The sequence below is a fragment of the Tatumella morbirosei genome, assembly GCF_000757425.2.
GTDB classification, from domain to species: Bacteria; Pseudomonadota; Gammaproteobacteria; order Enterobacterales; family Enterobacteriaceae; genus Tatumella; species Tatumella morbirosei.
Genome location: NZ_JPKR02000003.1, coordinates 82915 through 107602 on the forward strand (window position 1 = coordinate 82915; position 24688 = coordinate 107602).

Annotated in this window: 18 protein-coding genes and 3 tRNA genes; 6 read left to right on the forward strand and 15 right to left on the reverse strand. The window is 50.1% G+C overall.

All coding sequences use genetic code 11. The features are described 5' to 3' along the window. The first annotated feature begins 12 nt into the window (after nt 1-12). The 4 genes from pheT (at nt 13) to HA49_RS03280 (ending at nt 5016) form a co-directional block, all read left to right on the forward strand. Nucleotides 13-2400 (forward strand): phenylalanine--tRNA ligase subunit beta, encoded by a 2388-nt coding sequence (gene pheT, locus HA49_RS03265; protein WP_038020528.1) that lies wholly within the window; start codon nt 13-15, stop codon nt 2398-2400. A gap of 4 nt (nt 2401-2404) precedes the next feature. Further along, nucleotides 2405-2704, forward strand: coding sequence for an integration host factor subunit alpha (gene ihfA / locus HA49_RS03270; protein ID WP_038020529.1), 300 nt, complete (start codon nt 2405-2407; stop codon nt 2702-2704). Between the two features lie 263 nt (nt 2705-2967). Further along, nucleotides 2968-3429: a C40 family peptidase gene (locus HA49_RS03275; RefSeq protein ID WP_038020530.1), complete on the forward strand. Its 462-nt coding sequence runs from the start codon at nt 2968-2970 to the stop codon at nt 3427-3429. 147 nt (nt 3430-3576) lie between these two features. Continuing rightward, complete coding sequence (locus HA49_RS03280; RefSeq protein WP_038020531.1) at nt 3577-5016, forward strand: protein adenylyltransferase SelO; 1440 nt, start codon at nt 3577-3579, stop codon at nt 5014-5016. Between the two features lie 18 nt (nt 5017-5034). On the opposite strand, the gene HA49_RS03285 is transcribed toward HA49_RS03280, so the two are convergent. Both HA49_RS03285 and ydiK read right to left on the reverse strand, forming a co-directional pair. Next, complete coding sequence (locus HA49_RS03285) at nt 5035-6081, reverse strand: 3-deoxy-7-phosphoheptulonate synthase (RefSeq protein ID WP_038020874.1); 1047 nt, start codon at nt 6079-6081, stop codon at nt 5035-5037. Nucleotides 6082-6432: 351 nt separating this feature from the next. After that, on the reverse strand, nt 6433-7584 hold the full coding sequence (ydiK, locus tag HA49_RS03290; RefSeq protein WP_046791655.1) for an AI-2E family transporter YdiK: 1152 nt from the start codon (nt 7582-7584) through the stop codon (nt 6433-6435). Nucleotides 7585-7771: 187 nt separating this feature from the next. Between ydiK and ydiJ the strand changes: the two genes are divergently transcribed. Then, the gene (ydiJ, locus tag HA49_RS03295) at nt 7772-10828 is read left to right on the forward strand and encodes a D-2-hydroxyglutarate dehydrogenase YdiJ (protein ID WP_038020532.1); all 3057 of its coding nucleotides are present in this window, start codon (nt 7772-7774) and stop codon (nt 10826-10828) included. A gap of 41 nt (nt 10829-10869) precedes the next feature. Here ydiJ and HA49_RS03300 read toward each other — a convergent pair whose 3' ends face one another. From HA49_RS03300 to HA49_RS03355, 12 genes are all read right to left on the reverse strand, one after another. Further along, complete coding sequence (locus tag HA49_RS03300) at nt 10870-11274, reverse strand: hypothetical protein (RefSeq protein ID WP_038020876.1); 405 nt, start codon at nt 11272-11274, stop codon at nt 10870-10872. Nucleotides 11275-11425: 151 nt separating this feature from the next. Then, a complete protein-coding gene (locus HA49_RS03305) occupies nt 11426-12373 on the reverse strand; it encodes an ABC transporter substrate-binding protein (protein ID WP_038020533.1) in 948 nt (315 codons plus the stop codon). Beyond that, complete coding sequence (locus HA49_RS03310) at nt 12373-13461, reverse strand: LLM class flavin-dependent oxidoreductase (RefSeq protein ID WP_038020534.1); 1089 nt, start codon at nt 13459-13461, stop codon at nt 12373-12375. The genes HA49_RS03305 and HA49_RS03310 overlap by 1 nt, the downstream gene beginning before the upstream one ends. Before the next feature lie 356 nt (nt 13462-13817). Continuing rightward, nucleotides 13818-14054 (reverse strand): major outer membrane lipoprotein, encoded by a 237-nt coding sequence (locus HA49_RS03315; protein WP_025901922.1) that lies wholly within the window; start codon nt 14052-14054, stop codon nt 13818-13820. A gap of 291 nt (nt 14055-14345) precedes the next feature. Then, the gene (gene pykF / locus HA49_RS03320) at nt 14346-15758 is read right to left on the reverse strand and encodes a pyruvate kinase PykF (protein ID WP_038020535.1); all 1413 of its coding nucleotides are present in this window, start codon (nt 15756-15758) and stop codon (nt 14346-14348) included. A gap of 481 nt (nt 15759-16239) precedes the next feature. Next, nucleotides 16240-17913, reverse strand: coding sequence for an alpha,alpha-phosphotrehalase (locus HA49_RS03325; protein WP_038020536.1), 1674 nt, complete (start codon nt 17911-17913; stop codon nt 16240-16242). 31 nt (nt 17914-17944) lie between these two features. Next, nucleotides 17945-19387: a PTS trehalose transporter subunit IIBC gene (treB, locus tag HA49_RS03330; protein WP_038020537.1), complete on the reverse strand. Its 1443-nt coding sequence runs from the start codon at nt 19385-19387 to the stop codon at nt 17945-17947. A gap of 145 nt (nt 19388-19532) precedes the next feature. Then, on the reverse strand, nt 19533-20489 hold the full coding sequence (treR, locus tag HA49_RS03335; RefSeq protein ID WP_038020877.1) for a trehalose operon repressor TreR: 957 nt from the start codon (nt 20487-20489) through the stop codon (nt 19533-19535). Between the two features lie 140 nt (nt 20490-20629). Beyond that, nucleotides 20630-20706, reverse strand: a tRNA-Val gene (locus HA49_RS03340). A 9-nt stretch (nt 20707-20715) separates the two neighbouring features. Beyond that, nucleotides 20716-20792, reverse strand: a tRNA-Val gene (locus HA49_RS03345). A gap of 2 nt (nt 20793-20794) precedes the next feature. Continuing rightward, a tRNA-Val gene (locus HA49_RS03350) sits at nt 20795-20871 on the reverse strand. A gap of 158 nt (nt 20872-21029) precedes the next feature. Next, entirely contained in the window at nt 21030-22403 is a 1374-nt protein-coding gene (locus HA49_RS03355) for an MATE family efflux transporter (protein WP_038020538.1), read from the reverse strand. Nucleotides 22404-22588: 185 nt separating this feature from the next. Between HA49_RS03355 and HA49_RS03360 the strand changes: the two genes are divergently transcribed. Then, nucleotides 22589-23224 (forward strand): riboflavin synthase, encoded by a 636-nt coding sequence (locus tag HA49_RS03360; RefSeq protein ID WP_038020539.1) that lies wholly within the window; start codon nt 22589-22591, stop codon nt 23222-23224. Between the two features lie 140 nt (nt 23225-23364). On the opposite strand, the gene cfa is transcribed toward HA49_RS03360, so the two are convergent. Continuing rightward, nucleotides 23365-24513 carry a cyclopropane fatty acyl phospholipid synthase gene (cfa, locus tag HA49_RS03365; protein ID WP_038020540.1) on the reverse strand — a complete coding sequence of 383 codons (1149 nt, stop codon included), beginning with the start codon at nt 24511-24513 and terminating at the stop codon, nt 23365-23367. Nucleotides 24514-24688: the final 175 nt, after the last annotated feature.

Here is a 24688-nt window from a genome sequence, read left to right on the forward strand (position 1 = left end):
GCAGGTTATCCAATGAAATTCAGTGAACTTTGGTTACGTGAATGGGTAAATCCGGCCCTGAGCAGTGAGCAACTCTCTGGTCAGATTACCATGGCAGGTCTGGAAGTCGATGGTGTGGCACCGGTGGCCGGGGATTTCCACGGTGTAGTGGTGGGGGAAGTGGTCGAATGTGGCCAGCATCCTAATGCGGATAAATTACGTGTTACTAAGATTAATGTTGGCAGCGATCGTCTGTTGGATATCGTCTGTGGTGCACCAAACTGCCGCCAGGGACTGAAAGTCGCTGTAGCGACGGTCGGTGCGGTACTGCCGGGCGATTTCAAAATCAAAGCGGCAAAACTACGGGGTGAGCCTTCAGAAGGGATGTTGTGTTCTTATTCTGAACTGGGAATCAATGTTGAATCTGACGGTATTATGGAACTGCCAGCGGATGCCACTCCGGGGACCAATTTCCGTGAGTACCTGAAACTGGATGACAGCACCATTGAAATCAGTGTGACTCCGAACCGTGCCGACTGTTTAGGCATCATCGGGATTGCCCGCGATGTGGCGGTGCTGAATAGTTTGCCGTTGACCCAGCCGGTGATTGAACCGGTGGTTGCGACAACTGACCGTAGCTTCCCGATTGATATTCAGGCGACAGATGCCTGTCCGCGTTATCTGGGGCGGGTAATTACCGGGATTAACGTTGCAGCGGCCACGCCGTTATGGATGACCGAAAAATTACGTCGCTGTGGTATCCGTTCCATCGATGCGGTCGTCGACATCACCAACTATGTCTTGCTGGAACTTGGTCAGCCAATGCATGCCTTCGATCTTGACCGTTTGCACGGTGGTATCGTGGTACGTCAGGCGACAGAAGGTGAAAAACTGACCCTGCTGGATGGTAGTGAAGCCACACTGAGCAATGACACTCTGGTGATTGCAGACCATCAAAAAGCCCTGGCGATGGCGGGAATTTTTGGTGGGGCAGACTCAGGGGTTAATGAGCAGACACAAAATGTGCTGCTGGAAAGTGCCTGGTTTAACCCGCTGGCTATCACGGGTCGTGCCCGTCGTCAGGGACTTCACACGGATGCTTCCCACCGTTATGAGCGTGGTGTCGATCCGACACTGCAGCATACTGCGATTGAAAGAGCGACCCGTTTACTGTTGGACATCTGTGGTGGTGAGGCGGGTCCGGTGATTGACCGTACTCATCAGGATGCGTTACCGGTGCCGGCAACCATCACCCTGCGTCGTGATAAACTGGACCGTCTCATTGGTCATCATATTGCTGATAACCAGGTCACCGATATCCTGCAACGTCTGGGTTGTGATGTCACCGTCGGACAGGATCAGTGGACCGCAGTGGCACCCGCCTGGCGTTTTGATATGGAAATCGAAGAAGACCTGGTTGAAGAAGTCGCCCGTGTTTATGGTTACAACAATATTCCTGATGTTCCTGTCAAAGCGGATCTGGTGATGCCAGCTCACCGTGAAGCCAGTTTGCCACTGAAACGTGCTAAAGCGATGCTGGTAGACAAAGGTTATCAGGAAGCTATTACTTATAGTTTTGTCGATCCGAAACTGCAGGGCCTGGTTCATCCGGGACAGGAAGCGCTTATCCTGCCTAACCCGATTTCCAGCGAAATGTCAGCGATGCGTCTGTCATTGCTGACGGGGCTGCTGGGTGCGGTCGTGTACAACCAAAACCGTCAGCAAAACCGTGTCCGGTTGTTTGAAAGCGGACTGCGCTTTGTGCCTGACAATAGTGCAGATCTTGGTATTCATCAGCAGACAATGCTGGCGGGTGTCATCACCGGACCACGAAATGAAGAACACTGGGATCAGGAGCGGGCGACCGTTGATTTCTTCGATCTGAAAGGTGATCTGGAGTCAGTTCTGGAACTGACCGGTAAACTGGCACAAACTGAATTCCGGGCGGAAGCACATCCGGCACTGCACCCCGGGCAAAGTGCTGCTATTTATTTGCAGGATCAATACATTGGTTTTATCGGGGTCGTACATCCTGAGCTGGAGCGTAAGCTCTCTCTGAATGGCCGGACAGTGGTGTTTGAACTGGAGTGGGATCGCCTCGCAGACCGCGTCCTGCCTGTCGCGAAGGATATTTCGCGCTTCCCGGCAAACCGTCGTGATATCGCTGTTGTGGTGGCCGAAAACGTGCCTGCAGCCGATATAATTGCAGAGTGCAGGAAAGTTGGCGTAAATCAGATAGTTGGCGTAAACTTGTTTGACGTGTACCGCGGTAAGGGTGTGAGCGAGGGTTATAAGAGCCTTGCAATCAGCCTGATTTTGCAGGATACCAGCCGGACACTCGAAGAAGACGAAATCGCCGCGACTGTTGCTAACTGTGTTGCGGCATTAAAAGAGCGATTCCAGGCAACCTTGAGGGATTGAACTTATGGCGCTTACAAAAGCTGAAATGTCAGAGTACCTGTTTGAAAAACTTGGTCTGAGCAAGCGTGACGCAAAGGATCTTGTTGAGCTGTTTTTTGAAGAAGTCCGCAGGGCATTAGAGAATGGTGAGCAGGTTAAACTGTCAGGCTTTGGCAATTTTGACTTACGTGATAAGAACCAACGGCCGGGAAGAAATCCGAAAACCGGGGAAGATATCCCGATTACGGCCCGTCGTGTTGTGACTTTCCGTCCGGGGCAAAAATTGAAAAGCCGTGTAGAAAACGCCGCTCCGAAGAAAGGTTAATTTCTTTTACGAGGCAATGTGAAAAGGCCGCTATTGCGGCCTTTTTTTTTCCGGCTAAGGCGGTGTGTCGGTATTAGTGACACACCATTGCTATTACCGGCAGATAACGCGGATAATTCCGGACGTTTGTTTCACTTTCTATTCCAACTGGTCCGAAGTGCTATGCCAGTGGGAGACTGTTAACTGGCAGGTACCGTGGCTGGCCGGACTACGCCGGAATACGAGGCCTGTGTTCGCTGGATTGCTTATTCGGAGCCCCGGATATGATACGTATTGCTGTTGCTTTAATGGTATTAATACTGGCAGGTTGTAGTAGCCATCCACCTTCTCCCGATGCCCGGCTGTCTGATCCTGTCCGTGTGAGGGCGCAACTGAATGCGCAGTTGAGTGAATGGCACGGTACACCTTACCGTCTTGGCGGACTAAGCCGCCGGGGTATCGATTGTTCTGGTTTTGTTTTACTGACCTTCCGTAACCGCTTTGATATCCAGCTTCCCCGCACCACCAGCCAGCAAAGCCAAATCGGCACCCGAATCAGTAAGAAAGACCTGCAGCCCGGTGATTTGGTATTTTTCAAAACCGGCTGGGGAGAGGACGGGCTGCATGTGGGTATTTACGATCGGAACAACTTGTTTATTCATGCATCGACCAGCCGGGGAGTGATTCGTTCTTCACTGAATAATGTTTACTGGCGTAAGGTTTTCTGGCAGGCAAGACGGATTTAATCGTCAGGTAAAAGACTTTACCAGTATAAGTAGCGCTGAGTGCGGGACTCTGTGTGGCTACTGTTATACTGTTTACCGACAGGGTAAAATGACCGCCCGACAGCACTTCGGATGCTGATTTTTCACCGGACGACCTGCGGAGTTACTATGCAGTTTAATAATACCTGGTTTAACGAGCTGCCTGATTTCTACAGTGCAGTCACCCCGACACCGCTGCAGCAAGGTCGCCTGCTTTATCATAACCAGCCACTGGCTCAGGCCCTGCAACTCGATCCGCAATTGTTTGCCGGTGAGGGGCATCCACTGTTTTATGGGGCAGGGCTGGCTGAAGGCATGTCACCGTTGGCCCAGGTTTACAGTGGTCATCAGTTTGGCGTTTGGGCCGGGCAACTAGGTGACGGGCGTGGGTTATTACTGGGCGAACAACAGCTGCCTAACGGTCAAAAGTATGACTGGCACCTAAAAGGGGCCGGACTGACGCCTTATTCCCGGAACGGTGACGGGAGGGCGGTGATTCGTTCAACGGTCAGAGAGTTTCTGGCTTCGGAAGCGATGCAAGGGTTAGGAATACCTACCAGTCGGGCGCTTAGCCTGGCAATCAGTGACGAGCCGGTCTATCGGGAACAGACCGAACGTGGAGCTATGCTGGTCAGGATTGCCGAAAGCCATCTGCGGTTTGGTCATTTCGAACATTTTTTCTATCGTAACCAACCGAAAAACGTTACTGCGCTGGCTGACTATGCTATCCGCCATCACTGGCCGTCGCTGGTGAATGATACAGATCGTTACCTGCTATGGTTCACCGATGTGGTTAAACGAACTGCCGTGATGATTGCCCACTGGCAGGCAGTTGGTTTTGCACACGGAGTGATGAATACCGACAATATGTCATTGCTGGGACTGACGCTGGATTATGGTCCCTACGGTTTTATGGACGACTATAATCCGGAGTTTATCTGCAACCATAGCGATTACCAGGGGCGCTACAGCTTCGAGAACCAGCCTATGGTCGCGCTATGGAATCTTAACCGACTGGCCCACGCCTTATCCCCACTGATGAGCATTGAGCAGCTTAAACAAGCGTTGGCAGGCTATGAAGGGGTACTGATGTCGACATGGGGCACCCTGATGCGTGGAAAACTAGGGTTTTTTAGCCAACAGTCACAGGATAATGACCTGCTCAGTGAGTTGCTGGCGCTGATGGCCGCCGAGCACAGTGATTACACCCGAACTTTCCGCCTGCTGTCAGAAACTGAGCAACATCAGTCACTTTCACCGCTGCGTGATGAGTTTATTAACCGGCCAGCGTTTGATCACTGGTTTACTAAATACCGTCAGCGTCTGGAAAACGAGCAGGTAAGCGATCAGCATCGCCGTGAAGCGATGTTACAGGCTAATCCGGCCGTTATTTTGCGCAATTATCTGGCGCAGCAGGTGATAGAGCAAACAGAACAGGGAGAGAGTACCGCGCTGGCCGGATTGCATCAGGCACTGCAAAATCCGTATCAGCTACCGGAGCAGCAGCAGGAACTATTTAACCGGCCGCCGGATTGGGGGAAAACGCTGGAAGTCAGCTGTTCCAGCTGACTTCCAGGCATTGGGGTACTATCTGCTGGCAGTCACTGCATCTGCCAGAAGCGCTAACACGGCTTCGGTATCTGACCAGCCGATACAAGGGTCGGTGATCGACTGACCATAGACCAGCGGTTTACCCTGCACCACGCTTTGTTGACCTTCTTCAATAAAGCTTTCAATCATTACCCCGGCGATGGCGGTTTCCCCGTTGCGTAACTGTTGTGCTATATCTTCAGCGACCAGCAACTGACGACGGTGTTGTTTCAGACAGTTACCATGACTGAAATCAACCACAATCCGGGGGGGCAACTGAAATTCTTCCAGTGACTTGCGGGTTGCAGCAATATGCTCACTGGTGTAGTTAGGTTGCTTACCTCCGCGCAGGATAATATGTCCGTCGGGGTTACCACTGGTCTGGTAAATTGTCATCTGTCCCTGTTTATCCGGCGAAAGGAACATATGGCTGGCGCGGGCAGCGCGGATAGCATCAATAGCAATCCTTACATTGCCATCAGTCCCATTTTTAAAACCCACAGGGCAGGAGAGTGCCGAGGCCATTTCACGATGGATCTGGCTTTCTGTGGTCCGGGCGCCAATTGCGCCCCAACTGATAAGGTCCGCAATAAACTGGCCGTTCACCATATCAAGGAACTCGGTTGCGGTCGGCATGCCAAGGGTATTGATATCGACTAACAGCTTTCGTGCGATAGCCAGTCCCTGATTGATATCATAGCTACCATCGAGGCCAGGATCGTTAATCAGTCCTTTCCAGCCGGTCACCGTACGCGGTTTTTCAAAGTAGGCTCGCATCACTATTTCCAACTGGTCACTGTAACGCTGGCGCAAGGCCATCAGACGCTCCGCATAGTCGGTAGCCGCCTGAGGATGGTGCAGGGAACAAGGACCAATGACCACCAGTAACCGGTGGTCATTGCCTTGTAAGATCCGGCTAATCCGTTGGCGGGTGGCCAGAATATTATCGGCGATGGCCGGAGGTAACGGAAAGCGGTGGGTCAGTTCCGCAGGAGTGATTAACTGCGCAACCGGCGCAGTGCGTAATTCATCAGTTTTATTCATTTCAGTCTCAAAATTTGTGCTTCTCATCGGCAGAATGCCGGGAAGATATGTGACAAAAGATAACCGAACAGTGGATGATTTCAACTGAAAGAAGCAAAAAGCTATGGGTTATTGACTGAAGGAGGGAGAAAATGTAGTGGAAGATAAAAAAAATGCCCATCCGGAGGAGGGCAAAGACTACACACAGCAATTTAGGCACCCGGCATAATCGGATGCCGGAGTGAAAATGTTAATTGTAATCATATGGTTATTTATATTAATGGTCTGTAGGAATCATCCCATTACCGGTCAGGGGAGCGTAATGCGGGGCTAAACTAGCCCCTGAAGGAGATCAGGGGCAGAAACAACAGCTTATTCAGAAACAGACGATGAACGGGCGTTACGTGCTTCTTCGGCAGTTTTACGGGCATCTTCTATCAGTTCTTCGACCACCGTATGGGGATCATCGTGTGGCTCAGGAGCCTCATGCATCCAAACCGATACCAGCCGGTAAGATACCGCCAGTACTACCGGACCGATAAATAAGCCAATCATGCCGAAAGAGATTAATCCACCGATAACTCCGGACAGAATAATCAGCATGGGTAAATCAGCCCCCAGGCGAATCAGCATTGGCCGGACGAAACTGTCCATGGTGCCGACGACACAGCTCCAGACCAGCAGCACTGTGCCCCAGGTCGTATCGCCACTCCAATAAAGCCAGATAATTGCCGGAACCAACACCAGCAACGGGCCAATCTGGATCAGACAACAGAAGATCATCACCACGGTAAGTATGGTGGCATAAGGGATTCCGGAGATGGCAAGACCAACCCCCCCGACCACGCCCTGCAGAAGAGCGGTGACTACCACACCCAGTGCCACAGCACGGATAGCCTGGCTGGCGAGCAGGACCACGGCATCACCACGCCGCCCAGCCAGACGGTAAGCAAAGTGACGAATGCCTTGTCCGACACGTTCACCGCGCCAGTAAAGCAGAGCGCTGAATAACAGCATCATGGCCAGATGGACCACTACCCGACCAAAATGACCCGCCTGAGCAACAAAGAAACTGGTGGTTTGTCCCACATAGGGCTGGATTTTAGCCATCATGGCACCGCCGCCACCGGCGATCATTTTTTGATAATATTCAGATAGCTTATCGCCAATCAGCGGAATATTGTCCAGCCACTCCAGTTTAGGGATCTCGATATGTCCTGAAGTTGCCCAGGAAATCACCGGTCCAATGTTATCGATAACGCTGCTTATCAATAGTGCAATGGGCAGTATAAAGACCAGTAAGATGATCAGTGTCATGACCAGAACCGCCAGAGACCGTCGGCCCCACAGGTATTTCTGGATGCGCAGCATTAATCCCCAGGTGGCTATCACTACCATGCCTGCCCACGCAAAGCCCAGAATAAATGGCTCTACCACCCAAAAGCTGGCAGCAATCATCAGAATAAAAAACAACAGTGTAAATAACTTTTGCGGTAAGTCCCTGTCCTGCGGCAGTGCTCTCATAACAACTTTTTACCTCAATTAATTCACCCGACGTCGGGGATCATGCTAATGATGCGGTATTTCATTCCATTACAACAGAGGTAGTCACTAAACTTTTTCACACAGTAACAAAAGCGACTGTGGCGAAAATATGGTAAAACCAATAACTGAAACTATTACAACAACACAACATCCTGGTTTTTAATACATGATTCCACAAATAAGCCAGGCACCGGGGCTGAGCCCGCAGGTGCTGTCATTTATTGAGACACTCACAAAGCAGGGTTTTACCGGTGATATTGCGACCGATTATGGCGCACGATTGAGCATGTCTGTCGACAACAGTATTTATCAGTGTCTGCCTGATGCGATTGTTTTTCCGCGTTCGGTGGCTGATGTCACGCTGGTTAGCCGGATTGCTGGCCAGGCGGATTTTACCGGGCTGACCTTTACTGCCCGTGGGGGAGGTACCGGAACTAATGGTCAATCCCTGAACCAGGGGGTGATCGTCGATTTATCCCGACATATGAATCATATCCTCGAAATTAATACCGAAGAAGGCTGGGTTAAGGTTGAGGCAGGGGTGGTTAAAGATCAACTGAACCAGTGGCTAAAGCCTTACGGTTTTTTCTTTTCACCGGAATTATCCACCAGCAATCGTGCCACCATAGGCGGTATGATTAATACCGATGCTTCCGGGCAGGGATCACTGGTGTATGGCAAGACCTCGGATCATGTACTGGGCCTGAGAGCGGTTCTCGAAGGCGGGGAGCTGATTGATACCCGGGCAATGCCGGTGAGCCTGGCGGAAAATATTGCCGCAGAACAGACCCGTGAAGGTCATATCTACCACGAAGTACTCAGTGCCTGCCGCGATAACCGTCAGCTGATTATTGATAAATTTCCGAAGCTTAACCGGTTTCTGACCGGTTATGACCTGAGACATGTACTGAGTGATGATCTGCAAACCTTCGACCTGACCAGAATACTCTGTGGCTCGGAAGGGACGCTGGCCTTTATTACCGAAGCCCGGCTGGATATCACCCCGATTCCAAAAGTCCGTCAGTTGGTAAATATCAAATATGACAGCTTCGACTCTGCACTGCGCAATGCTCCTTTCCTGGTTCAGGCAAAAGCATTGTCGGTTGAAACCGTAGATTCGAAGGTTCTGAACCTTGCCCGCGAGGATATTGTCTGGCATTCAGTGAGTGAGCTGATTACTGACGTACCCGGCGAAGAGATGCTCGGCCTGAACCTGGTAGAGTTTGCCGGTAACGATGTTGAACTCGCCAGCCGTCAGGTCAGCGACTTGTGTGAACGTCTTGACCAACTGATGGCTGAAAAGCAGGCAGGGATTATTGGCTATCAGTTATGTACGCGGCTGGATGAAGTGGAGCGTATCTATGCGATGCGTAAAAAAGCAGTGGGTCTGTTGGGGAATGCCAAAGGGCATGCCAAACCGATCCCGTTTGTAGAAGATACTGCCGTGCCCCCGGAGCATCTGGCCGACTACATTACCGATTTCCGGGCACTACTGGATGGTCATGGACTGAGTTATGGAATGTTCGGACATGTAGATGCGGGAGTACTGCATGTACGTCCGGCACTGGATATGTGTGATCCTCAGCAGGAAGTGTTGATGAAGCGCATTTCCGACCAGGTGGTTGCCCTGACGGCGAGCTATGGAGGTTTGTTATGGGGAGAACACGGTAAAGGTTACCGCGGCGCTTACACAGCAGATTTCTTCGGCCCTGAACTGTTTCATGAAGTCCGGCGCATTAAACGGGCCTTTGATCCGCAAAACAGGTTAAATCCCGGCAAGATCTGTACGCCGTTGGGCAGCAATGAACAGCTGAAGCCGATAGAGAGTCCAACCCGTGGAAGCTTTGACCGGCAGATCCCTGTAACAGTGCGTGACGAGTGGCGCGGGGCGATGGAGTGTAATGGCAACGGGTTATGTTTTAACTTCGACGTGAACAGTCCGATGTGCCCGTCGATGAAAATCACCCGAAACCGTCTCCATTCCCCTAAAGGACGCGCGACTCTGACGCGAGAATGGCTGCGGTTGCTGGCAGATCAGGGAATTAACCCTCAACAGCTGGAGCAGGCCCTGCCACAAAATGTACTAAGCCTGCGGGGCTTTATCAGCAAGCTGAAAAATACCCGTCAGGCTGCCAAAGGCAGCTATGATTTCTCCCATGAAGTGAAAGAGGCGATGTCCGGCTGTCTGGGATGTAAAGCCTGTTCGACCCAGTGCCCGATTAAAATAGATGTGCCGTCCTTCCGATCCCGGTTCCTGCAGTTGTATCACAGCCGTTATCTGCGTCCGGTCAGCGATCATCTGGTTGCGGCCGTAGAGAGTTATACGCCGCTGATGGCGAAAGCCCCGCGTTTGTTTAATTTCTTCCTGACCCATCCACAGATGCAGGCGCTCGGCAAAAAACACATCGGGATGGTAGATTTACCGGCATTATCCTCGCCAACCCTGAAACAGCAACTGGCAGGCCATCAAGCGTTACAGACAACACCTGAGGATCTACGCAAGATGACTGACGCGCAGCGTCAGGAATATGTGCTGGTGGTACAGGATCCGTTTACCAGTTACTACGAAGCTAGTCTGATGAATGATCTGATTCGTCTGATCAGTCGGTTAGGCTTTAAGCCGGTGCTGCTGCCGTTTACTCCAAATGGTAAAGCACAGCACGTTAAAGGGTTCCTGCAGCGTTTCGCTAAAACTGCACAGAAAAGCGCTGATTTTCTTAATCAGATGGCGGCACTGGGAATTCCTATGGTCGGGACTGATCCGGCACTGGTGCTGTGTTATCGCGATGAGTACCAACAGGTGTTAGGGGACAAACGCGGTAATTTTAACGTGTTGCTGGCCCATGAATGGCTTGAGCAGGTAACCGCTGACCGGGCGGAACAGCAGCCAGACGACGATGTCTGGTATCTGTTTCCGCACTGTACCGAAAATACCGCATTACCGATGGCGGCCTCTCGCTGGAAAACAATTTTTAGTCGCTTTGGTGCTGCGCTGGAAACCGTGAATGCCGGTTGTTGTGGTATGGCCGGGACCTATGGCCATGAAACTAAAAACCTGGAAAACTCGCTGGGGATTTATCAACTTTCCTGGCAGCCACATATGGAGAAACGCGCACGGAATCGCTGTCTGGCCACCGGCTATTCCTGTCGTAGCCAGGTAAAGAGGATCGAAGGCGCGGCTGTTCGTCATCCGTTGCAGGCATTGTTAGAAATCGTGCGATAAACTGCCAGCTACGAGGGACCTTTGTGTCCCTCTGTCACATCTCAGGGCAGTTGTTCGGAATAACAGAAGAATTGTTCCTGCAAACTACATACCTGCTCCCATTCACCTTCCTGCATTAACAGGTGGCTTAACCTGCTCAACGAATACCGTGCCAGTTGCAACGCCTGCAGACGAAACAATGTTTCCCGCTGTTCGTCGGCCATTTCGTGAATTAATTGCTGGTGGAGATCAAGCAGTATTGACGTATAACGCGCATCATCGCCTTGCATCTGACATTTATCTGCCATACTCAGGCAGAGATCATTAAATCTGCGTAGTACCGCAAGAGAGCTGTCGGTGGCTTTTAATTCGGCTTTACTGGTGTGGAACTCCCGGCACATATTTCTGAGTGTCTGATGATATTCTTCAAGGTGCTGAGTTATCCAACCGGAAAATGAGATCATCATAACAAACCCTTTAACAATAATGATAATCATTATCATATGTTTGTCAGCGTTATTGCAAGTATAAAATGCCCGGATAATCATTTTATCCGGACTGCGCTGTAGCGATATAACAGAACTGGATCGAATGATTAAGAATTGCGGCGCCGTCTGGCTATTGTTTAAATGCTGCTGTAAATGAAGGATCAATCACCTTGTGTATATCAAAGGCTGCAGGCAGGGTGCCGGTGTGGTACAGAAAATCGGCTGTTTCCCGGAAGTCACGGACAGCCTGAAGATCGACAGGTCCGACGGTCATGGCGGCATTACTTATCCAGTGTAGTGAAACGGTCGGGTCCAGGTTGGCTTTTTTAGCCCAAATAGCAGCATATTCACTTTTATGCGTTTCCACCCACTGACGCGCAAGAGTCAGCCGTTTCAGGAAATCGGTGATTTCCACACGGTGGCTGTCGATTGCCTGGTTGCTGGCCGCTATTGCAGAGATACCTGGCATTAACCCGCGGGCGGTTATCAGGGTTTTTGCCCCTGAAAAAACAATTTGCTGAGAGACGTAAGGTTCCCAGACCGGGAAAGCATCTATGCTGCCGTTAATCAGGGCTGAGGAGGCATCCAGTGGCATCAGTTTGACGAATTTTACATAGTCATCAGGTAACCCTGCCTGTGCCAGTGCCCGCAGGATAAGTTGCTGACTCCAAGCGCCAGGCCAGTAGGCCACTTTTTTCCCCTTAAGATCACGGATACTTTTTACCGGCGAATTTTTCGCAACCAGCAGCGCAATGGTATCCGGATTTTGCCGCGAAACGCCAATCAGCCGGACGGGGGCATTTTTGGCAGCCAGAAAGGTAAACCCGGAATCACCGAGAAATCCTATATCCAACGCCCCGGCATCCAGAGCCTCTGCCAGCGGGGCCGCAGACTGAAAGTGTTTCCATGATACGGTATAGGGAGCACCTTTTAGTACACCCGACGCTTCCACGGAGGCTTCCACGTTATAGTAATTCTGGTCACCAATATTCAGGATGGTCTGAGCACTGGCCTCGCCGCTACCTGCCGCCACGAATAATGCCAGCAGTGTACCGCGCAATATAACATTCAGTTTCATTAGTGCTGCTCCGAAATAGGGGGAAGGTCGGAAAGGTGTTCACGTAATGCAGGAATCAGTCCGTTACCGTAACGGATAGTGTCTTCCAAAGGGTCAAAACCGCGCAGTAAAAAGGCGGAGGCGCCTTGCTGATAATATTTACCCAGAGCTTTTGCTACCTGTTCTGGCGTACCAACCAAAGCGGTAGAGTTCCACTGAGCACCAGTCAGCTGAGCTATCCCCATCCACAAGCGCTCGTCCAGAACATCTCCGCGCTGTGCAGCGGCCAGTAATCGTTGCGAACCGGCATTTGCCGGTGCATGGTCGCTGACAGGGAGGCCCAGCCGCTGACGAGTTTCTCGTATTCGTTCGAGAATTTCATAAGCACGGGTCCAGGCCTGTTGCTCGGTATCTGCGACGATCGGCCGGAAAGAGACAGAGAAATGCGGGTCACGTCCTCTGGCTCTGGCCGCCAGGCGCACCTTCCGTGTATGCGCAGCGAAATCTGCCACCGGCTCTCCCCACAACATATAGGTATCAGCATAATCTGCCGCGACCTCTATGGCAGCGGCAGAGGCCCCACTGAAATAGACCGGGATATGTGGTTGCTGCAAGGGTTTAACGTCCGTCAGTGCGCCGATAAAACGGTAAAATTCACCGTGATAATCGACAGGAGCCGTCGAGGTCCAAATTCGTTTTAGGATATCAAGGTACTCGCGTGTCCTTTGATAACGCTGGTCATGGTTCAAAAAGTCGCCGTCACGTTGCTGGTCAGTATCGCTACCTCCGGTTATCACATTCAGAGATAAGCGCCCACGGCTGAAATGGTCCAATGTTGCTAGCTGACGGGCAGCTAATGGAGGGGCAATCACCCCCGGACGATAGGCCAGTAAAATGCCTAGTTTCTCAGTGGCCGCCGCCACAAATGAACTGACCACCGCACCTTCTGCGCCATTTGAAAAATAGCCGACCAGAACTTTGTCGAATCCCGCAGCTTCATGGGCTTTAGCGAACCGACTGACATACTCCGGGTTCACCGCACCGTCTATGGGTTGATCTACTTCTGTAGATGGCGTGGCTGTTACCATGCCAATGATTTCCACACTCATACTCACTCCACGTATCTTCTTCTGACAGGTATTCCTGTGGCTAAGGACTTAGTGGGTCAAACTATAACGCAGTCATTAATATTCATTAAATTCATTTAAAATATAATATATATGCGTAAATGTGATTTTAAGTCTTACGGATAGCCAACGGGATTGCCCTTAAAACAGGCGGAAATATCCTTGAGTCGCGGTTCCTCCGGGAGCAAAAATTCGCACTGCGAAATCGATGTTAAGCCGTCAGCAGAAATAGGTGAAAGAGAGAGGTCCGACAGAGAGTCAGGGAAGGGAGAGCGGTAATACAGATTAGTTCGCAAAAAAATGGCGCCCTTAGGGCGCCATTTTCATTACCAGGACGCTTACTTACGGTATGCGTGAGCCTGGTTATCCAGACGCTGGTTAGCGCGAGCTGCGTCATCTTTAGCAGCCTGAACGTCAGAACGCACTGCGTTCACGTCGTTGCTCAGCTGGTCAACTTTAGTGTTCAGAGTCTGAACATCGCTTGACAGTTGGTCGATTTTAGCGTTGCTAGAACAACCAGCCAGCAGAGTTGAACCCAGAATTACCGCGCCCAGTACCAGTTTAGTACGATTCATTATTTTACCCTCTAGATTGAGTTAATCTCCATGTAGCCCAATAAGTATTACACAAAGCTTTTTGAGTTGAGAATATATTTTTTATGAGAACATGCTTAATTTTGCCTATTCGGTCAAAGAAACAGCGATTAAACATTTATGATAAATTTTTTAGTAAAAACATTGAGTTTTAATCGGATTTACCTTAATTCAAAACCACATTTTTAGTAGATTTTTATTTTTTTTAGCTCTGAATTGAAATGAAAAGGAATAAAAAAGGCGTCCCGCAGGACGCCTTTTAAAGTAAATAGTTTAAATTCGGTGAACTGAAGCAGTGTTTGTGGTTCCGCTGGGTACCAACGCACCGGAGACCATAACCACAACATCACCTTCCTGAGCAAATCCTGAACTCAGTGCAATTTCTTTGCCAATACGGTAAAAGTCATCAGTGGAGGCAATTTCTTTCACCAGATGGGTTTCAACACCCTTAGTCACTAACAACTGACGGGCAGTGGTTTCGTTAGTCGTCAGTGCCAGAATTGTCGCCGCAGGAAAATATTTCCGGATAGATTTCGCAGACTTTCCGCCCTGAGTGGCGACGATAATCAGCGATGATTCCAGTTTTTCGGCCGTTTCCACGGCACCACGGCAGACTGCTTCGGTAATGCGTAACTTGTGACTGTCGTGCAGGGTATCGATGCGACTGCCCATCACACGATCGGTCCGGTCACAAATTGTAGCCATGATAGTGACGGCTTCCAGAGGATATTTACCCTTGGCACTCTCCCCGGATAGCATCACGGCATCTGTGCCATCGAGGATGGCGTTGGCCACGTCACCGGCTTCAGCACGGGTCGGACGCGGGTTCTTAATCATTGAATCCAGCATCTGAGTAGCAGTGATAACTACTTTGCGTGCTTTATTACATTTTTTGATCATCATTTTCTGGGCGAAGATAACTTCTTCGACCGGAATTTCTACCCCAAGGTCACCCCTGGCGACCATGATGCCATCTGAAGCTTCGAGAATTTCATCGAAGTTATTCAGACCTTCCTGATTTTCGATTTTCGAGATGATCTGGATATTTTCGCCGCCATGTTGTTTCAGGTGTTCGCGAATTTCCAGCACATCGGAACGCTTACGAATAAACGAGGCAGCAACAAAATCAACACCCTGCTCACAACCAAAAATAAGGTCACGTTTATCTTTTTCGGCCAGTGCCGGTAACTGGATGGAAACGCCGGGCAGGTTGACACCTTTATTTTCCCCCAGATCACCATTGTTCAGTACCTTACACACCACAGTCTGTTCAGTAACGGAGAGCACTTCCATGCCCAGTAAACCATCGTCGACCAGAACAGTATTTCCCGCCACCAGATCAGCAGCAAAACCAGGATAGGTGACCGCAACCTGTTGATTATTACCAATTACAGTCTGATCGGTCGTGAAAGTGAAAGTCTGACCAGCCTGTAACGACACATCATTTCCGCCTTCCAGTTTCATGGTGCGGATTTCAGGACCTTTGGTGTCCAGCAGAATAGCGGCACTGTGTTTGGTTTTACCCACAACCGCACGCAGGTTAGCAATACGCTGTCCGTGTTCAGCGTAATCACCGTGGGAAAAATTGAGACGCATCACATTCATACCCGCATCAAGCAGGCGGGTTAGCATCTCTTCAGATTCAGTTTTTGGGCCAATGGTACAGACAATTTTGGTTTTTTTCATGACGGGTTATCTATAAGTTGTAATGGATGAGAATACTAGAGACCGCCGGCGAGGCTCGCCAACGGCACGAAATTGGGTCCTGGACAGCACAAACTCACAGGGGCGAATACGAAAATAAGAGACATAAAAGGAGGCTAATGCGTAAGAGACAGCATTACACACAGGCAGATCAGAAATGGATGTTGCGCAAACTTCAGCCGTTAATACTCTTATCACGTTATTCGCGGACACCGTTCAAGTGGACAACGGGATTATTATAGTCACTAAGTGAGCGGAAACCAAACAGAATTCGGAGGGAAGGCTGACTGAAGGGTTAAAGAATGATATTGCGCAACAGAGAGTCAGATTTACTCTGGCATTACCGGCATGGGGTCAGGAGGAAATATCAGGGTGACAGCCCCCCCTGTTTCTGACTTCTCTCCGGGGCAAGGCACCGCCGACAACCTTAGTGTAACGGGCTGCCGGCAGTGTCAGAGGGCTGTTATTGTTTTTTTTGCGGGGTGAATAACCACCATGCTGCCTGATAAGGGGTGAGCTGACAGGGTTCTGGTGATGCAGGTGTTTTGTCAGTATTAGTGACAATCAGCCGGTAATCACCAACATCCGGAGTGACAGGAGGCTGCCAGTCAATAATGCGGTCAGTCAGGTTAGCAACGACCAGCAACTGATAACCTTGCCACTGACGGCAATAACTCCAGAGTTCAGGGGAGGCAGGGCTGAGGTCCTGATAATTACCAAACTGAAGTACCGGCAGTCGCTTACGCAGACGAATCAGTTCACGATAGGTATAAACAATGGACTCTGGATCAGCCAGCGCGTCCGCAACGTTAATCTCAGTGCTGTTGGCGACACAACTAATCCACGGAGTCCCCCTGGTAAAGCCGGCATGGTGGCTGTTATCCCATTGCATCGGTGTCCGGCTGTTGTCGCGGGATTTGGATGCCAGAATGGCCAGTGTTTCCTGCTGTGACTTACCGCCGCTCAGCAGAAGGTCGAACATATTCAGACTTTCAACATCCCGGTACTGGTGGATATCCGTAAAACCGGCATTGGTCATGCCAATTTCTTCCCCCTGATAAAGATAAGGAGTGCCTTGCATACCATACAGCACGAGGGCCAGCATTTTGGCAGAAATCTCACGGTATTCCGGGGAGTCATTGCCAAAACGTGAAACAACCCGGGGTTGATCATGATTCCCCCAGAATAAGGCCCCATTTGCCCGCTGGTGCATTCCCTGCTGCCAGTCCGCAAACAACTTTTTCAATGCCACAAAATCGGGCTTTGCCAGCGTCCATTTCTCACCATTCAGATAATCGACTTTCAGGTGATGAAAGTTAAACGCCATCGACAGTTCACTGTTATCCAGCGATGCATATTGCTGACAGTGTTCGAGGGTGGTAGAAGACATTTCTCCGACGGTAATCAGGTTCAGTGGTGAGAATACATCGCGGTTCATTTCCCGCAGAAACTCATGTACCCGGGGACCGTCGGTGTAATATTTCCGTCCATCCCCGTCAGGATCATCTATGAACTGCTGTGGCTTGGAAATCAAATTCACCACATCCAGCCGCAGGGCATCCACTCCTTTGGCTGCCCAGAAACGACAGACTTCTTTCAGCGCCTCTCTGACCGGAGGATGTTCCCAGTTAAGATCAGCCTGCTCACGACTAAACAGGTGTAAATAATGCTGACCGCATTCTGGTTGCCATTGCCATGCCGGACCACCAAACTTGGATAACCAGTTAGTCGGCGGTTGGTCCGGCGGGGAATCCTGCCAGATATAGTAGGGGTGAAAAGGACTGTCAGGGTCACAGGCCTGAATAAACCAGGGGTGTCGGGTCGAGGTATGGTTAAACACCATATCCATCATCACTGACATACCGCGCAACCGGGCTTCACTGACCAGGCGTTCGAAATCGTCCATGGTTCCGTAGCCTGGATCTATCGCACAATAATCGGCAACATCGTAGCCATTATCGACCTGAGGTGAAGGGTACACCGGTGTCAGCCAGAGAATATCAACCCCAAGAAACTGCAAATAATCCAGATGGCTGATAATGCCGGGAATGTCTCCGATACCATTGCCGGTGGTATCCTGGAAGCTCTTTGGGTAAATCTGATAAACGACTTTGTCCTGTGTCCATGGTTTTTCCATGACTGCAACCTGCCTTGTTATTTCAAAATGATCAGTCAGTCACCGGCGTAGCAACAGACGCCTGTGCTTTAATTTCTTTACGGGAATGAATCCGGGCCATAACCATGGTCAGGATCAGCGGTACCGCGATCGCAATCACCATCGCGATGGCATAGACGCTCCAGAATTTAGGCTGAATAGAGAGGATGCCAGGTAACCCACCGACTCCAATCCCATTGGCCAGCACATGATTCAGGCCACAGAACAGGGCTGCCAGCGCGGAACCAATCATTGCGCATAGCATCGGATAGCGGAATTTGAGATTTACCCCGTACATGGCCGGCTCAGTGACTCCAAGATAAGCGGCAATGGCAGCCGGAACCGAGACAGAACGCTCTTTGGGGGAGCGGCGGATAATGATCATCGCCAGTACAGCAGAGGCCTGGGCGATATTAGACAACGCAATTAAAGGCCATACCGGTGTACCACCCATACTCTGAATCATCTGCATGTCTATCGCGAGGGTGGTTTGGTGGATACCTGTAATGACCAGCGGTGCATACAGGAAACCGAACAGTGCAGAGCCGATAGGGGCAAAACTGCCGGTCATTGCCAGTTGCACGGCATGAGCGACGCCATCTCCCAGCAAACGACCGAAGGGGCCAATCAGGCCATGTGCCAGCGGAATCGCTATTAGTAATGAAGTGACCGGAACAATCACCAGGTTTAGTGACGCGGGAACAATGCGTTTCAACTGACGTTCCAGAATAGCCAGGGCCATTCCTGCCAGAATCGAAGGAATAACCTGTGCCTGATAGCCGACTTTTTCGACCGTAAACCAGCCAAAGTTCCACACCTCTGCGGCGTGCTGTCCTAACTGATAAGAGTTCATCAACTGAGGAGACACCAGGGTTATCCCGAGAATAATCCCCAGCACCGGAGTGCCCCCCATTTTCACCATGGTAGACCAGCAAACGGCGACCGGTAAAAACATAAAAATAGCTTCGCCAGGCAGCCATAACAGGTCATAGATGGTCTGCCATACCTGGGAGGACTGGGCCAGAGTTTTACCGTCTCCGAACGGAATATCGCCAATGACATTACGGAAGCCAAGGATCAGACCTCCGCTTATCAGGGCAGGGAGCAGTGGAAAGAAAATATCGGCGATATGCGATAAAGCGCGTTCGCCTAAGGACATATTTTTACGTGCTGCCTCACGTTGCTGACTACGATCCGCTCCCTGCAGGCCAAGAGTGGACATCATCGCCTTATAATAATCATCCACTTCTGGGCCAATCACCACCTGGAACTGTCCGGCATTGGTAAAACAGCCTTTGACCATTGGCAGTGATTCGAGATTAGGGGGGCTGGCCTTTGAGGGGTCGTTCAGTACTAATCTCAGACGGGTTATACAGTGGGTGGCGCTGACAATATTGTCACGGCCACCCAGGAATTCAATAAGATTATCAATATCCTGCTGCTTCACTTTGCTCATGGCAAATCCTTAATGGTTGTCCCTGACGAAAACATTTTCAGGCCGACTGGCCTCGCCATGAAAAAGCATAATTCAAATTGTTGCCAAAAGTGTCGGGAACGTTCCCGGAACTGAATATTGATCACAAATTCGAAGCATTTTAACTTCAGGAATCGGAGGTAAGTTTACCTTTCAGCAGAAAGTTTTGTCTCGGAACTGTCCGTGTCAGGTGGGATAGCAGTTGTCTTGCGGCTAGCTTGCCGGCAGTGGCATAACCAAATTCCAGTATCACTACATCCGGAAACAAAAAACCCAGTAACGGTGTATTACCGATAGCCGCAACCTGGATAGGGTTGTCTGGATTTTGCCGCAGATATTTATATACCCCGAGAGCCAGAGTGTCGGTGGCGCAAATGACCGCACTGGTTCCCGGCGTGCACACTCTGGAGGCCAGGGTATAACCGCTGTGGTAATCCAGGCTACCGAGTGCAAAGTGCGGGGAGAGGTTCAGCCGTTCACAGGCGCTCAGGTAGGCCCGGTAGCGATCGCCACCGGTAGTTTTATCGTCTTCTGTGACCCCGAGGTAGCTGATAGTGCGATGCCCCAACTGATAAAGATGGCTGGCAAGCAGGTTGACCGCACCCACATCGTCATAACATACCGACGAGAAACCTTCACAGGGGTGGACCATCAGTACCATTTTATCCTGCCAGCCACTGAGCATATCAGCGGTTAAACCGGTGAAGCTAAACAGAATAACACCGTCAACCTCACGCTGTTGTAGCACCCGCAGATGCTCGGAAACTTTGTCGGTACTGAAACGGCTCTCCAGTACAATGGCATCATAGCCACTCTGATACAACAGAGGTAGCATGGCACTGACTGCCTGATTTTCGGCGGCAGAATCCAGCCTGGCGAGGATAACCCCAATCACCCGGCTTTCGTTAACCCGCATCGAACGCGCAGAACGTGATGGCACAAACTGGTGTTCTCTGATTACGGCTTCAATTCGTTCCCGGGTCTGTGGATGTACGTCACCTTGTTGGTTAAGCACCCGTGACACCGTTGATTTACCCGTTCCACTGAGCCGGGCAATATCCTTGATGGTCAGACGTTTCGACATATTGAAGTTTTCCATAAGCAGTCAGATGCGACCTTGCGGTAGCCTGAAACACAGTGGCTTATAGTAACCGATATTTGGGTTAAAAGGGACTTTACATCAGATTGTTAAGAGGAAGAACAATGGACACAGGGATAATTAGATGGTGCGTTCTAGTGGACTCGAACCACCGACCCCCACCATGTCAAGGTGGTGCTCTAACCAACTGAGCTAAGAACGCATAATGAAATGGTGCGTCCGAGTGGACTCGAACCACCGACCCCCACCATGTCAAGGTGGTGCTCTAACCAACTGAGCTACGGACGCACTGGTGCGTTCTAGTGGACTCGAACCACCGACCCCCACCATGTCAAGGTGGTGCTCTAACCAACTGAGCTAAGAACGCTTTTGCTGCCAGTGACTGCCTGACAGCGGGGACGAATATTAACGGCACAAACAGTGACTGGCAAGGAGAATAATTGTTTTTTTGATTAACTGAGCAGCAACTGTGCTAAGCGCGCTAAATTTAATCAGTGGCAGAAGATGAAACCCGCCATCAGACGATTATCTGGCGGCTCTTTGTAAAATTACCCCCTGCGGCATTCCCTGAACCCGGAGGATTCTCCAGGTCATCATTATCGCCGCGGCGCTGAGCCCGATAATAAAACCACACCAGAATCCTGCCGGTCCCATCGCCGGGACCAAAACATTGGTGAGCGCCAGTGTATAGCCAAAAGGTAGCCCCAGCATCCAGTAGGAAACCAGTGTGATAAAAAAGATAGCCCGGGTATCTTTATAGCCACGTAAAATACCACTGCCAATGACCTGTACACTGTCAGAAAACTGGTAAATTGCCGCCAGTAGCATCAGATGTGCCGCCAGCAGAACAACCTGTGGGTTGTCGTTATACAACAGGGCGATTTTATGCCGAAAAATCACCGTGCATATGGCGGTAATACTGGCCAGCGATAATCCGACCCCTTGAGCGGTCCATGCGGCGACTTTGGCCGCCGCCGCATCCCCTTGACCTAAACGGTATCCAACACGGATGGTGGCGGCAACGCCCATAGACATTGGCAGTACAAACATCATTGAGCTGAAATTAAGCGCGATCTGGTGGCCCGCGACATCCACAATTCCCAGTGGTGAGACCAGTAACGCGACCACTGCAAACAGCGTGACTTCAAAAAACAGTGCCAGTGCTACCGGTAAACCCAGACTCACCAAACGTTTCAGGATCTGAAAATCAGGGGCAGAGCGCTGGGTGACGTGGTGAATATCCCGCATGACCGGCATCCGGTTAACCCAGAAACGCATAATCAGGAACATCACCCAGTAAACCGTCGCGGTGGCAACACCACAGCCCACGCCGCCGAGTGCCGGCATACCCAGGTGGCCATAGATGAAAACATAGTTAAGTGGAATATTACATAACAGTCCGATAAATCCCAGCACCATCCCCGGCTTGGTTTTTGACAAACCCTCACACTGATTACGCAGGGTCTGGAACAGCAGATAGCCCGGAGCCCCCCACATTAAAGCATGCAGGTAGCGTTCCGCTTTATCCGCCAGTTCTGGATTAATGTCCGGCATATAACGAATGAATATTCCGGCATTCCACAACAGGATTATGGTAAAAACCGACAAAAAAATCCCCAGCCACAACGCCTGGTGGACCTGATAGATAATTTTGTCCCTGCGTCCCGAGCCATTAAGCTGGGCGACCGTCGGAGTCAGGGCTAGTAATAACCCCTGTCCAAACAGGATCACAGGTAGCCAGATAGAGGTTCCAATAGCGACAGCGGCCATATCGGTGGCACTGACGGAACCAGCCATAATGGTGTCAACAAACCCCATAGCGGTCTGAGCAACCTGAGCCAGAATAACCGGAATAGCAAGCCCTAGAAGCTGACGCGCCTCAGTAAAATACTTCTGCACGAATACACCTGTTAAGAAAGGGAACATGGGAGGAGATAAATCCTTATCTGCGCCTAGTGTAACGAGGTAAAAAAGTTAGCAACCCGGTAAAAGAAACTATTTTGATGATTATCAAGCCACATTAATCGATAAACAGTCGTCAGTGGTTATGGTAATCTGCGGCTAAATGCAGAGGGAGTTTAATTATGTTTACAGGTATTGTGCAGGGGACGGCAGAAGTGGTTGCTGTTGAAGAAAAACCACTGTTTCGCACCCATACACTGAGGTTTCCCGCTGAATGGCTGGAGGGACTTGAGATTGGTGCCTCCGTGGCCCATAACGGATGTTGCCTGACCGTGACCTCGATTCGTGATGATCTGGTCAGTTTTGATCTGATTAAAGAAACGCTGCGTGTCACCAATCTGAATGATATTACTCCGGGTTGCCGGGTCAATATTGAAAGGGCGGCCAGATTTTCTGATGAAATTGGTGGACACCTGATGTCAGGCCACATTATGACGACGGCGGAAATATCAAAAATAATTCAGTCGGAAAATAACCGTGAAGTATGGTTCCGTTTGCAGGACAGTTCATTAATTAAATATATTTTACATAAGGGTTTTGTCGGAATTGATGGTTGTAGCCTGACCGTCGGTGATGTGGTCGGGAGTAAGTTCTGCGTATATCTTATTCCTGAAACCCTCGAACGGACATTACTGGGCGAGAAAAAAATTGGTGGACTCGTTAATATCGAAATTGATCCTCAAACTCAGGCCATCGTGGACACGGTTGAGCGGGTACTGGCAACGCGGGATATGGCGAAGGGTGCAGAATCAGTCTGAGTTCAATCCCCATATCGCAGTCTTTTGAAAAGTATTCGTATGATACGTGTTCGTTTGATAATTGTTCTTCAATAAACAAACCCGGAGTTTTGCAGGCAAAAGCTCCGGGTCATATGCAGTATTACACCATCCTGTTACGGTTAACGGGCAACCCGTAAACCGCCATCTACCCCACGGGTAAACACCACCTGCCATAGCTGAATGTCACGGGCGCGGAACGCACCTGCACAGGCATTCAGATAGTAGGTAAACATACGTTTAAAGCGTTCATTATAGTTATGTTCCAGCTGTGGCCAGCTGGCGAGAAAACGCTCATACCATGCCATCAGTGTCCTGTCATAATCAACACCAATGTTATGCCAGTCCTCCATCACAAAATGAGGTTCGCTGGTTTGCGCGATATGAGTGACAGATGGCAAACAACCATTCGGGAAAATATATTTATCAATCCATGGGTCAACATTTAAATCTGTATGATTAGAACCAATGGTGTGTAGTAAAAATATACCGTCCGGTTTCAGATTGCGGGAAACCACATCAAAATAGGTCGCGTAATTTTTCGGACCAACGTGTTCAAACATCCCGACAGAGACAATCCGGTCAAAGCTCAGATTCAGATCACGGTAATCCTGCAGCAGGATGGTGACATCCAGCCCTTTACACCGCTCCTGAGCCATTTTTTGCTGTTCGGCAGAGATGGTCACACCATGGACACTGACACCATAACGACGCGCCGCGAACTCGGATAATCCACCCCAGCCACAACCGATATCCAGCAGGGTCATACCTGGCTCTAGTTGCAGTTTACGACAGATCATATCCAGTTTCGCTTCCTGAGCGGCTTCCAGAGTGGTTGCATCTTTCCAGTAACCACAGGAATACTGCATAAATGGATCGAGCATCAGGCTGAACAGATCATTTCCCAGATCATAATGTTCTTTTCCGACTATCCAGGCGCGTTTTTTTGATTGCAGATTCTTAAGACGGGCTGTAGCAATTCGAAGGGTATCTTTAAAGTGATGCGGCAATTGTTTATCAAGTTTATGTTTCAACACCCGATAAAAAAACTGGTCAAGCCGTTCACATTCCCACCAGCCGTCCATATAACTCTCACCTAACCCCAGAGAGCCTTCCTGCAAAACCCGTTTAAAAAAATCAGGATTTTTTACCTGAATATCCCAAGGTCGATCACCATTGATAGCAATATCGGCCATCGACAGCATTTCACTGGCAATACGGTACCAATGATCTTCCTTAAGGCTAACTTCTGCTACACATGATGAACTCATACGCTTCTTATCACCTGTTCTATTTGAACCTGAAGAAAGAATAGACAACTTTCGTGGGTTCGTGAGTAAACTCACAAAAAACGTGCATTTATAAGTAAAGACAAAACAGAGGTGCTAGTAAATATCGAAAAATGCGGTTGTGCAGAGAAAGCACAAACAAAATTAGTCAGCATAC

What these genes read in the sequence shown, in the direction of transcription:
- pheT (WP_038020528.1), top strand. Translation starts at nt 13, where the DNA reads ATGAAATTCAGTGAACTTTGGTTACGTGAATGGGTAAATCCGGCCCTG.
- ihfA (WP_038020529.1), top strand. Translation starts at nt 2,405, where the DNA reads ATGGCGCTTACAAAAGCTGAAATGTCAGAGTACCTGTTTGAAAAACTT.
- HA49_RS03275 (WP_038020530.1), top strand. Translation starts at nt 2,968, where the DNA reads ATGATACGTATTGCTGTTGCTTTAATGGTATTAATACTGGCAGGTTGT.
- HA49_RS03280 (WP_038020531.1), top strand. Translation starts at nt 3,577, where the DNA reads ATGCAGTTTAATAATACCTGGTTTAACGAGCTGCCTGATTTCTACAGT.
- HA49_RS03285 (WP_038020874.1), bottom strand. Translation starts at nt 6,081, where the DNA reads ATGAATAAAACTGATGAATTACGCACTGCGCCGGTTGCGCAGTTAATC.
- ydiK (WP_046791655.1), bottom strand. Translation starts at nt 7,584, where the DNA reads ATGAGAGCACTGCCGCAGGACAGGGACTTACCGCAAAAGTTATTTACA.
- ydiJ (WP_038020532.1), top strand. Translation starts at nt 7,772, where the DNA reads ATGATTCCACAAATAAGCCAGGCACCGGGGCTGAGCCCGCAGGTGCTG.
- HA49_RS03300 (WP_038020876.1), bottom strand. Translation starts at nt 11,274, where the DNA reads ATGATGATCTCATTTTCCGGTTGGATAACTCAGCACCTTGAAGAATAT.
- HA49_RS03305 (WP_038020533.1), bottom strand. Translation starts at nt 12,373, where the DNA reads ATGAAACTGAATGTTATATTGCGCGGTACACTGCTGGCATTATTCGTG.
- HA49_RS03310 (WP_038020534.1), bottom strand. Translation starts at nt 13,461, where the DNA reads ATGAGTGTGGAAATCATTGGCATGGTAACAGCCACGCCATCTACAGAA.
- HA49_RS03315 (WP_025901922.1), bottom strand. Translation starts at nt 14,054, where the DNA reads ATGAATCGTACTAAACTGGTACTGGGCGCGGTAATTCTGGGTTCAACT.
- pykF (WP_038020535.1), bottom strand. Translation starts at nt 15,758, where the DNA reads ATGAAAAAAACCAAAATTGTCTGTACCATTGGCCCAAAAACTGAATCT.
- HA49_RS03325 (WP_038020536.1), bottom strand. Translation starts at nt 17,913, where the DNA reads ATGGAAAAACCATGGACACAGGACAAAGTCGTTTATCAGATTTACCCA.
- treB (WP_038020537.1), bottom strand. Translation starts at nt 19,387, where the DNA reads ATGAGCAAAGTGAAGCAGCAGGATATTGATAATCTTATTGAATTCCTG.
- treR (WP_038020877.1), bottom strand. Translation starts at nt 20,489, where the DNA reads ATGTCGAAACGTCTGACCATCAAGGATATTGCCCGGCTCAGTGGAACG.
- HA49_RS03360 (WP_038020539.1), top strand. Translation starts at nt 22,589, where the DNA reads ATGTTTACAGGTATTGTGCAGGGGACGGCAGAAGTGGTTGCTGTTGAA.
- cfa (WP_038020540.1), bottom strand. Translation starts at nt 24,513, where the DNA reads ATGAGTTCATCATGTGTAGCAGAAGTTAGCCTTAAGGAAGATCATTGG.